General features: G+C 64.0%; 10 protein-coding genes. 2 read left to right on the forward strand and 8 right to left on the reverse strand.

Annotated elements, in window-relative coordinates:
• The 6 genes from accB to V7M64_RS21605 form a co-directional block, all read right to left on the reverse strand.
• Positions 1-355 (reverse strand): acetyl-CoA carboxylase biotin carboxyl carrier protein (accB, locus tag V7M64_RS21580; RefSeq protein ID WP_333682165.1); only part of this gene is annotated, 355 nt, incomplete at its 3' end.
• Between the two features lie 86 nt (positions 356-441).
• On the reverse strand, positions 442-894 hold the full coding sequence (gene aroQ / locus V7M64_RS21585; protein ID WP_333682166.1) for a type II 3-dehydroquinate dehydratase: 453 nt from the start codon (positions 892-894) through the stop codon (positions 442-444).
• 137 nt (positions 895-1031) lie between these two features.
• Entirely contained in the window at positions 1032-1577 is a 546-nt protein-coding gene (locus V7M64_RS21590) for a TlpA disulfide reductase family protein (protein ID WP_333682167.1), read from the reverse strand.
• Between the two features lie 64 nt (positions 1578-1641).
• Complete coding sequence (locus V7M64_RS21595; protein ID WP_333682168.1) at positions 1642-3810, reverse strand: protein-disulfide reductase DsbD; 2169 nt, start codon at positions 3808-3810, stop codon at positions 1642-1644.
• Positions 3811-3883: 73 nt separating this feature from the next.
• Complete coding sequence (locus V7M64_RS21600; protein WP_333682169.1) at positions 3884-4795, reverse strand: DMT family transporter; 912 nt, start codon at positions 4793-4795, stop codon at positions 3884-3886.
• 195 nt (positions 4796-4990) lie between these two features.
• On the reverse strand, positions 4991-5371 hold the full coding sequence (locus tag V7M64_RS21605) for a glutathione binding-like protein (protein ID WP_333682170.1): 381 nt from the start codon (positions 5369-5371) through the stop codon (positions 4991-4993).
• Positions 5372-5485: 114 nt separating this feature from the next.
• Here V7M64_RS21605 and V7M64_RS21610 point away from each other — a divergent pair, with 114 nt between their 5' ends.
• Together V7M64_RS21610 and V7M64_RS21615 are read left to right on the forward strand one after the other, a co-directional pair.
• Positions 5486-6937 carry a PLP-dependent aminotransferase family protein gene (locus tag V7M64_RS21610; protein WP_333682171.1) on the forward strand — a complete coding sequence of 484 codons (1452 nt, stop codon included), beginning with the start codon at positions 5486-5488 and terminating at the stop codon, positions 6935-6937.
• Positions 6938-7100: 163 nt separating this feature from the next.
• Positions 7101-8111, forward strand: coding sequence for a TlpA disulfide reductase family protein (locus V7M64_RS21615; protein ID WP_333682173.1), 1011 nt, complete (start codon positions 7101-7103; stop codon positions 8109-8111).
• A gap of 59 nt (positions 8112-8170) precedes the next feature.
• On the opposite strand, the gene cutA is transcribed toward V7M64_RS21615, so the two are convergent.
• A complete protein-coding gene (cutA, locus tag V7M64_RS21620) occupies positions 8171-8500 on the reverse strand; it encodes a divalent-cation tolerance protein CutA (RefSeq protein WP_333682175.1) in 330 nt (109 codons plus the stop codon).
• A gap of 8 nt (positions 8501-8508) precedes the next feature.
• The gene (locus tag V7M64_RS21625; RefSeq protein ID WP_333682177.1) at positions 8509-9156 is read right to left on the reverse strand and encodes a class II aldolase/adducin family protein; all 648 of its coding nucleotides are present in this window, start codon (positions 9154-9156) and stop codon (positions 8509-8511) included.
• Positions 9157-9486 lie beyond the last annotated feature (330 nt).

Raw genomic sequence — 9486 nt, forward strand, 5'->3', positions numbered from 1 at the left:
ACATCTTCATCGCTTCGATGATGCCCAGCGTCTCGCCGGCCTTGACCTGCTGGCCCACTTTCACGAACGCGGGCGCGCCCGGGCTGGCCGAGGCATAGAAGGTGCCGACCATCGGCGCCTTCACCACGTTGCCGGCTGGCAGGTTGCTGCCCGCGGGGACGCTTTCGGCCGGCGCGACGGCAGCCGGTGCGGGTGCCGGGGTGGGCATGTGCACGGCGGCCGGTGCTGCGACGGTGATGCCGCCCTTGGGTACGCGCGACAGGCGGACGACTTCCTCGCCTTCCTTGATTTCCAGTTCGGCGAGGTTGGATTCCTCGAGCAGGTCGATCAGTTTTTTGATCTTGCGCAGATCCATAGGGCTTGCCTTCTCAGGGTCTGGGGCCGCGGCTTGGCGGCCCGATGTGAACAGTGATGGTGTGAAAAAAAGTGGTAAGGGGCCGGCTAGCCGGCAGGCGTGGGTTCAAGTTTGGCCAGCGCAGCTTCCAGCGCCAGGCGGTAGCTGCCGCTGCCAAAGCCGCAGATCACGCCCATCGCCAGGTCGGACAGGTAGGAGTGGCGGCGGAAGGGCTCGCGGGCGTGCACGTTGCTCATGTGCAGCTCGATAAAGGGAATGCCCACCGCGGCCAGCGCATCGCGCAGGGCCACGCTGGTGTGGGTGAAGGCGCCGGGGTTGATCAGGATGGTGGCGATTTGCTCGTCGCGCGCCTGGTGGATGCGGCCGATCAGCTCGTGCTCGGCGTTGGATTGGTACCAGGCCAGCTCGTGGCCGGCCGCCTGGGCGCGCTCGGCCAGCTGGTTGTTGATGTCGGCCAGCGTCTCCCGGCCGTAGATCTCCGGTTCGCGCACGCCAAGCAGGTTGAGGTTGGGTCCGTGCAGGACCAGCAGCTTCGCCATGGTGCTCCCATGCTCCCCGAAAACCGGCGAGAGTGTGCGCGGTGTTGGGGATATTGTCCAGTTCGGCGCAATTCGGCGACGTTTGGCGGAGAAAGAAGATGTTAAACGTGCGTGGACGTATGGCCGCGCAAATGGCGTCAGGGCGCGGTTGCCGGGGAAAGCCACCGTTCCAGCTGCCTGGCGCCCAGTGGTCCCTGCTGGATGGCCAGGATCTTGCCGTTTTCATCCAGCAGCACGCTGTAGGGCAGCACTTCGTCCATGTCTCCGAAGCGCAGCGAGGTACTGGGCGAGGTGAGCTGGCCGAGCAGAATGGGATAGTCGACCGGATGTTTGCTGAGAAAAGACCGCACGTTGTCCGGTTCATCCATGGCAATGCCCAGCACGATCGCCCCCTGATCGGCGAACTTGTGCTGGGCGGCGTTCAGCGCGGGCATCTCGGCGATACAGGGCGCGCACCAGCTCGCCCAGAAGTTCAGCAACAGGCGCTTGCCCTGGTACCCCGAGAGTCGGCGCTCATGCCCATGAAGATCGTACAGGGCCACGTCTGGACGAAGTTCGCCGACGTTCGCGATGTGGACACCGGCAGGCACGTGTACCCGCCGGCTTTCATGCTGCAACCAGCCGCCGGCGATGGCGGCGAGCAGGGCCAGGACAAGGATGATGAGGTTGGTGCGGCTCAGCATGGGCGAAGGACAGCTAGCGGGGCCGCAAGTATGCAGGCTTGCGGGCGTGCATGTACCGACCTGCCTACTTCGCCGCCTCGGCCAGCGCCCGCTCCACCAGCGAGAAGGTCAGCACCGTCGGCAGCTTGCGGCCATCGCCGCCATCTTTCGGGAACACCACATACAGCGGCACGCCGGGGGAATGGTATTGCTGCAGGAAGGCGGAGATGGCCGGGTCCTCGTTGGTCCAGTCGCCCTTCATATAAATGGCGCCGGTGCGCTTGAGCAGCGCCTTGAAATCATCGCCGTTGAGCACGGCGTGTTCGTTGGCCTTGCAGGTCACGCACCAGTCCGCGGTCATGTCGACGAACACCGGGGTGCCGGCCTTGCGCAGTTCGGCGAGCTTCTGCGGCGAGTAGGCGACGATGCCGTCCGTGCTGGCCGCTGTTTGCGCTGCCAAGGGCAGGGTAGCGAGGTAATACAGCGGCGCCAGCGTGACCAGCGCAAGCAAGGCCACCAGCGCGCGGCTCAGCATGCGGTGGTTGCGGCTGCGTTCGAACCACCACAGCGTCATCGCCAGCAACACCGCGGCCACCAGCAGCAGGCCAACGGCATCGGCGCCGCGCTGATTGGCCAGCACCCAGGCCAGCCAGGCCGCGGTGAGATACATCGGGAAGGCCAGCACCTCCTTCAGTGTTTCCATCCAGCGGCCGGGGCGCGGCAGCCAGCGCGACAGCGCCGGCACGAACCCCACGGCAAGGAAGGGCAGCGACAAACCCAGGCCCAAGGCAAGGAACACGCTGATGGCGCTGGCCATCGGCGCCACCAGCGCATACGCCAGCGCGGTACCCATGAACGGCGCCGTGCAAGGGCTCGCCACCACTACCGCCAGCACGCCGGTAAAGAAATCGCCAGCCGGACCGGAACGGCTCGCCAGCGAGCTGCCCGTGTTGCCCAGCGAGGCGCCGAACTGCACCACACCGGACATCGACAGCGCCACCGCCAGCATCACCAGCGCAAGCACCGCCACGACCAGCGGATTCTGCAGATGCGCGCCCCACGCGGTTTTCAGCGCGATGATGATGGTGCCCAGCGCGGCAAAGCTCAGCAGGACGCCGGCCGTGTACATCAAGGCATGCAAACGGCGCCGTGCAGGATTCTCGCCGCTCTCGATCAAGCCGATCGCCTTGATCGACAGCACCGGCAATACGCACGGCATCAGGTTCAGCACCAGGCCGCCGCCCAGGGCGAGCAGCAACGCGTACAAGAAGCTGACGCCGGGCGATGCAGCTTTCTTCGCGTCCGCCGGCGGCATTTCCGGTGCCGGGTTGGCGGCCGTTGTGATGGTGGTGCCGCTGCCACCGGCCAGATCGATATGCGCTAGGCGCGTCATCAACGGATAGCACAGACCGCCATCCTGGCAGCCTTGAAAGCTCGCCACCAACGCCAGCGACTTCATGCCGGCGGTATCGCCGTCGATCGCCACCGGCAAGGTCAGCTCATCGAAATACACCGTGGTGTTGCCGAAGTGCGCATCCGCGTGCGTGACGCCAGGCGGCCACGTTGGCGATAGCGAAAGCTTCGGCGCATCCTTGACGGTCAGCTGCGTCTGATCGCGATACAGGTAATAGCCCTTCGCAATGGTCCAGCGCAGCAGCAGGTGCTGGGCGTCCTGCGTGATCGCGTCGAAGCGGAAGGCCTGTTCCGCCGGCAGCGGTTCATGGCTGCCGCCAGTCAACGGCTGCGCGCGTGAGCCAAACAGGTCGTCGAGCTTGTTGGCGGGCGTCGCACCGGCCGAGGCGGGCACTGGCAACGTCAAATGCTCGGTATGCGGCGGATAGCAGATCTTCGGATCGGTTTCGTGGCAGCCCTGGTAGCGCACGTCCAGCTTGAGCACCGTGGTGCCGGGTGCAAGCGTGTACGGAATGGTGGCATCCACGCTGTGGTGATAGGTCTCCACCGGCCCCAGGTAGGGATCGTCATGTTTTGCGCCATCGGGAAGCTTCGCCTCGCCCAACGTCACGCCGTCGCCACCCTTGAACGCCATGCGGCCGCGATAGAGGTAGTAATCCTGTGCGATGTCCCAATGCAGCTTCACCACGCCCGGCGTGCTGGCATCGGCGCTCAGCTTGTAGGCCTCCGTGACCGGCAGCAGATTGTCTTCGGCGTCCTGCGCGAAGGCATGCGTGCCGAACAAAAGCATCAGCAAGGTGAAAAGGTAAGCGGCGACGCGGCCGTAACGAAGCGAGCGCATTCCAACTCCAGTCATGAGGATCGCGCGGGGCGCGACCGGGGATTATGGATCAGCTCGCGGTGGAAGCCCGAGCCTAAGCTTTTTCGACCGCATCCAGCGGTGCGGGTGTCGTGGCACGAATTCTCAATACACCGGTCGTGAGTGCCACGCCGAGCAGGATAACGATGCATCCACCGGCCATCGCCAGCGTCACCGTCTCGCGCAGGAACAGCGCACCCCATACCACGCCGAAGACGGGGATCAAATACAGCACCGCCATCGAGCGCGTGGAACCGATGCGCGCCAGCAAGCGGTAAAACAGCACGTAGGCGAGCGTGGTGCAGCCGGCGGCCAGCCCGAACATGGCCATCCAGGCTTGCAGCGTGGGCGGTTGTGCCGGCCAAAACCACAGCGTGGAAGGAAGCAGCATCACCGCTGCCGCCACCTGGCTGCCGATCGCAACGGTCAGTGGCGACACGCTTTGCACGCGCCGATGGCTGTAATGCGCGCCGAAGGTGTAGCAGATATTCGCGCCTACGCAGGCGGCCATCGCCCAGCCGACCGCCGCGCCGCCATGGCCGAAACCCATGCTGCCGCCGATCAGCCACACCACGCCGCTCATGCCGATCACCAGGCCGCTCGCCTGCATCGCATTCAACCGCTCGCTCAGCCACAGCCAGCCGGACAGGGCTACCAGCAGCGGCGCGATCGCGTCGAAGATTGCCGACAGGCCAGCCGGCAAACTCTGCGCGGCGCAGGAAAACAGTACGAACGGCAGCGCGGAATTGGCCAGCCCGATCAAGGCCACCGAGCGCCAGTTCGCGCGCAATTCGGCAAGACGTTCGCGCGACAGCAGCAAGGGAGTCGCACAGATCGCCGCGCCGATCGCCCGCATGCCCGCCAATGCCATGCTGCCGAATTGCGCCGCGCCCATGCGCATGAAGAGGAACGAAGCGCCCCACAGGGCGCCCAGCAGAATCAATGTAGCGATGTCGGACTTCTTCATGGCATAGGCACTCATGGAGGTGGCCCAGTAACCTTAGTGTGGTGTCTTGCGAGCAGCGCGAATAAATCCCGGCATTTTTCACCGCGATCCTGCGTTGCTCGTCGTCGCCATAGTGCCCACTATGACTCCTCCTCGCGCCTTGTCTCGCAACGAAAACCGCTCGGACTTTATCCACGCTGCTCGCAAGACACCATGCTAAACCCGGGCAATGACCGTACCTGTCAGCAGTCTTTTCGGATGCGGCGGATTGAGGCGCGAACCTTTGCGCCTTGCCTGGACAGCACGTCGCGTTCTTCCTCCGATATCGCCTGCTTGGACGCATGGACATTCTCGACACCTTACATACGTGCGCACGGCCGCCGGTCGCGCCGCCATGTTTTCGAACCAGCGCTTCACGTTGGGAAATTCGGCGAGGTCCTGTCCCTGTGCTTCGTACGGAACGATCCATCGGTAACAGGCGATGTCGGCAATCGAGAACTCGTCGGCAATGAACGGACGATCCGCCAGCCAGGGCTTTTGCATGAACAGCTTGGCCTTCAGGCCGTTCGGCGCCGGGACAAAGTGCAGGTCGGTCATGGCGGTACCTCGCGGGGGCGGTGACGTTGAGCGGAAGCTTAGGGTGGCATGTGGACTTGCAAAAGAACCACATTGAGACAAATCTACGGATCCAGTTTTTGGGGCTGGCGACACATGGACCATCCGTTCGAGTTTCCGCTGGAGCTGCCGGACCGCGGCTCTCGCCAGCGCCTGGCGGCGCTGCACGGGCAATTGCATGCGGCGATCCTGGATGGACGGCTGAAAGCCGGCCTGCGCCTGCCGGCGACGCGCGCGCTGGCCGATGCCCTGGGCGTGTCCAGGAATACCGTGGTGGCGGCCTACGATTTATTGCTCAGCGAGGGCTACATCGTGGCCCGGCGCGGCGCCGGCAACTTCGTGGCCGACGTGGCCGCAAGGCGGCAAGCCGCGCCGGCGCCGGCCACGGTGGCGCGCAACGAGCATCGACTGGCGCCGTATTGGCGGGGCGCGATCGCGATGCCGACGCCAATGCAACGGGGTGCATTCCCGTACGATTTCCGTCTCGGCCTTCCCGATGGCCGTCCCTTTCCCTACGACGTATGGCGGCGCCTTTCTGCGCGCGCGTTGCGCCACCTGTCGAAAGCCGCGCCACTGTATGGCCATCCGCAAGGCAACCCCGCGCTGCGTGAGGCGATCGCCAGCCATATCTCGTTTGCGCGCGCGGTGGCGTGCGAACCTGACGACGTCGTGGTGACCAATGGCGCGCAACAAGCGTTCGATCTGCTGGCGCGCGTATTGGTGACCCCAGGGAAAACCGTCCTGGCGGTGGAAGATCCCGGCTACGCTCCGTTGCGGAGCGTATTTATGGCGTCCGGTGCGCGCATCGTCGGGGTGCCAGTGGATGCAGAAGGATTGGTCGTGGAAGAACTGCCGGGCGATGCGGCCATCGTCTACGTCACACCCTCGCACCAGTTTCCGCTCGGCGTGGTGATGTCGCCGCGTCGCCGCGTGGCGTTGCTGGATTTTGCGCGCTCGCGCGGTGCGGTGATCATTGAAGATGATTACGACAGCGAATTCCGCTACAGCGGCCGGCCGCTCGATGCGTTGCAGACACTGGATCGTGGCGATGCCGTTTGCTACATCGGCACGTTTTCCAAATGCCTGTTTCCGTCCTTGCGCCTGGGCTATGCGGTGGTGCCGCCGTGGTTGTGCGCGGCATTGGCGAGCGCGAAGTACCAGTCGGATTGGCATGGCAACGTGATGGTGCAGGATACGCTCGCGGCATTCATCGCCGAAGGCCACTTGGCGCGGCATGTGCGCCATATGCGCAAGATCTACGCCGAACGTCGCGACGTGCTGCTTGATGCTCTCCAGCAGCATTCCCGCGGCCTGTTCCGCCTGTGGTCTTCCGATGCTGGCCTGCACGTTGCGGCGAGCTTGCCCGCATCCATCGATGCGATCGCCTTGGTCGAACGCGCGGCCGACAACGGCATACGGCTGGATGCGTTGAATCTCTGCGCGCTGGATCCTGCTGCCGTGAATGGCGTCGGGTTTGGCCTGGGCGCAGCCGACGTGCAACGCATCGGCGAAGGAGTTCGCCGGTTGGTCGAACTCATGGACCGGTAGTCGCTTTGCGTTCCGGCTTTGGGAAACTGCAGATCCGTCGCCCCGCGACTGCGCGGGCGAGGGGAGTGGTGGAGCAAGGTGGTTCCCTGCATTTACCGCGAAGTGGACCTTAAGACAACGGCGCTGGATCGCCAACATGGGCATGTCACCCAGGGAGATTGCCGTGCGTATCCTTGTCTCGTTCTTGTTGATCTTGCTAGGCGGATTTCAAACGTCGCTGCATGCCGAAACCGGCGAACAGCATGCGCAGGCCGCCGCGCGTGGCCTCGTCGGCACACCGGCGCCCAGGTTGGTGCTGAAAACCATCGATGGCCAGACCATCGACCTGGCCAGCTACTACGGCAAGAAGGCGGTGTACCTGAAATTCTGGGCCACCTGGTGCGTGCCCTGCCGCGAGCAGATGCCGCATCTGAAGGATGTGTATGAGCACGCGGGTTCGGATCTTGCGGTGATCGCCATTGACGTCGGCTTCGACGATACCGTGGAAGACGTGCGCAAATATCGGAAGGCGATGGGATTGAAGATGCCGATCGTCTTTGACGATGGCTCCATCGGCGACGCCTTTCATTTGCGCGTGACGCCGCAGCATGTGGTGATCGGCAAAGATGGACGTGTGCTGTATGTCGGTCACGAAGTCAATGCGAAGCTGACGGCAGCCTTGCAGGCGGCGCGTACGTCCGCGTCCGCACCCGGGGCGGGCATCGCCGCCAGCCATGGTTCGGTTGAGGATGATTCGGAGCATGTCACGAATCTCATCGTGCCAACGGTCAATGGCGAGCCATTTCACCTCGATGCGCAACACGCGCATCCCACGGTGCTGGTGTTCCTTTCGCCGTGGTGCGAAACCTATCTCGCCAACAGTCGTCCTGCGCTTGCCACGAGCTGCAAGGCAGTGCGCAGGCAAGTGGCAGCGTTGTCGCGCGACAGCCAGGTGCGCTGGCTTGGCATCGCATCAGGGCTATGGGCGGGCAAGGATGACCTGCTTGCGTATCAGCGCGAGCATCATGTGGCGATGCCGTTGGCGCTGGATGCGTCCGGCACATTGTTTCGCCGCTTTCGCGTCATGCACGTACCGACCTTGCTGCTGATCGACGCGCAAGGCCATGTGGTGCGACGTATCGAAGGCGTGGATGCGCAGCTGCCGAACGAGTTGAAGGCGCTCGGCGCCCCTTGACCGCTTGACCAGTACTTTGGCGGGAGAGTGGCAGTGCGTAGCGGGGTTGGGCATCCCGCTTACGGTTCGCCGGCGGCGCGCACCCAATCCAAATAAGCTGCGTGACCGTGTTCCACCGAAACCGCGATCAGCTCCGGCAGTTCGTAGGGATGCAAGGCGAGCACGCGCTCTTTCAGCGCATCGAAGCGCGCCACGGTGGTCTTGATCAGCAACAGTTCCTCGGCATCCGTGGTGACCTCGCCTTTCCAGCGGTAAGTCGAATGAATGCCTGGAATGCGATTGACACAGGCCGCCAAGGACTCACCGACTAGCGCATCAGCCAGCTGTTGTCCGCTGGCGGCATTGGGGCAGGTGCAATAACAGAGCAGGACGTCGTTCGGATCGGACATGGCGTGCGCTACTTCCTGGACATCAAGCCGTAGTTTCCGAATTTCTCGATCACTTGCGTGACTTCGTCGTCGCGCAGCATCACCGGTTTGCCCGCTTGCAAGGCAATCGTGTACTGCCGGGCCAGCGTTTCCACCTCGATCGCGCGCCACATCGCCTGCTCCATGGTGGCGCCGGTCGCGATCATGCCATGGTTGGCCAGCAGGCAGGCCAGGCGGCCATCCAGCGCCTGCACCACGGCATCGGAGAGCTCCTGCGTGCCATAGGTGTAGTAACCGGCGCAGCGGATGGAATCGCCCCCGCTCACCGCGATCATGTAATGCGCCGCCGGGATATCCATGCGACACATCGCCAGCCCCGTGCTGTAGGGCGGATGGGCATGCACCACGGCATGCACGTCGGGACGCGCGGCGTAGATATCGCGGTGGAAGCGCCACTCGCTGGAAGGGCGCAGGCCCGGCGCATGGTTGCCGTCCATCGCCACCTGCACGACAGCGGCGGGCGTGATCTCCTCGTAGGGCGTGCCGCTGGGGGTGATCAGGAAGCCGTCGCCATGGCGCACGCTCAGGTTGCCGGAGGTGCCCTGGCTCAAGCCCGAAGGGGTCAGCTTCAGGCCGTAGGCGACGACCTGCTCGCGTAATGTATGCTCCGTGGTCACGGCCTGGTGCCCGTCTGCTCAGCTGGAAACGGGCCATCGTCGGCATTTTTACCGCCGGTGTCGATCCCGAATTTCAAAACCGCGTCGTTTCGTTGGTAGGCCTTGAAAGCCCTCACGTTCCCCCCATTAACCCTGGCACGACCCGTCCGGCCCCTATTGCAGGGGTTTTTTTGGTGATTAGAATTGGCACTCACGTACCTCGAGTGCTAACAACGGCACCAAGGCCGGTCCGGGGTCACCCCTTTTTTCCATCCATCCATAGCTGGAGTGCATCTCATGAGCAAACTGCGTCCGCTGCACGATCGCGTCATCGTCAAGCGCCTGGAAGAG

The sequence above is a fragment of the Dyella sp. genome, from assembly GCF_036746095.1.
Taxonomy (GTDB): Bacteria; Pseudomonadota; Gammaproteobacteria; order Xanthomonadales; family Rhodanobacteraceae; genus Dyella_B.

What these genes read in the sequence shown, in the direction of transcription:
- aroQ (WP_333682166.1), bottom strand. Translation starts at nt 894, where the DNA reads ATGGCGAAGCTGCTGGTCCTGCACGGACCCAACCTCAACCTGCTTGGC.
- V7M64_RS21590 (WP_333682167.1), bottom strand. Translation starts at nt 1,577, where the DNA reads ATGCTGAGCCGCACCAACCTCATCATCCTTGTCCTGGCCCTGCTCGCC.
- V7M64_RS21595 (WP_333682168.1), bottom strand. Translation starts at nt 3,810, where the DNA reads ATGCGCTCGCTTCGTTACGGCCGCGTCGCCGCTTACCTTTTCACCTTG.
- V7M64_RS21600 (WP_333682169.1), bottom strand. Translation starts at nt 4,795, where the DNA reads ATGAAGAAGTCCGACATCGCTACATTGATTCTGCTGGGCGCCCTGTGG.
- V7M64_RS21605 (WP_333682170.1), bottom strand. Translation starts at nt 5,371, where the DNA reads ATGACCGACCTGCACTTTGTCCCGGCGCCGAACGGCCTGAAGGCCAAG.
- V7M64_RS21610 (WP_333682171.1), top strand. Translation starts at nt 5,486, where the DNA reads ATGGACCATCCGTTCGAGTTTCCGCTGGAGCTGCCGGACCGCGGCTCT.
- cutA (WP_333682175.1), bottom strand. Translation starts at nt 8,500, where the DNA reads ATGTCCGATCCGAACGACGTCCTGCTCTGTTATTGCACCTGCCCCAAT.